This window comes from Pseudomonas sp. ICMP 8385, from assembly GCF_002699915.1.
GTDB classification, from domain to species: Bacteria; Pseudomonadota; Gammaproteobacteria; order Pseudomonadales; family Pseudomonadaceae; genus Aquipseudomonas; species Aquipseudomonas gessardii.
In genome coordinates this window covers 1-296 of the sequence record NZ_LKBY01000044.1, presented here as the reverse complement: position 1 = coordinate 296, position 296 = coordinate 1, and the positions used below count along the sequence as shown (strand labels likewise).

The 296-nt window shown below is 54.1% G+C and carries 1 protein-coding gene; it reads right to left on the bottom strand.

Going from position 1 to position 296, the window contains the following annotated elements; all coding sequences use genetic code 11:
• Nucleotides 1–8: 8 nt before the first annotated feature.
• The coding region (locus AO268_RS06205; RefSeq protein ID WP_141562782.1) for an integrase core domain-containing protein at nt 9–296 on the bottom strand (288 nt) is incomplete at its 5' end.

Below are 296 nucleotides of genomic sequence, written 5' to 3'. Positions count from 1 at the left end.
TGTAGTGGTCAACTAATCCCGGACACGACGTTAAGTTTTTCCTCGGCCCGCGCTGGCGCCAACCCATCGTTGAATTGGTGAGGCCGAATCCAGTTGTAGCGATGCATCAAAAAATGGCTGATATCGCGCTGTGCTTCCTGCGCAGTTCGATAGCCCACGGTCGGTATCCATTCTGTTTTCAATCTGCGAAATACGCGCTCCATCGGTGCGTTATCCCAGCAGTTTCCTCGTCGACTCATGCTCTGGCGCATGCGGTATCGCCACAACCGCTGGCGAAAGAGTCGGCTTGCATATTG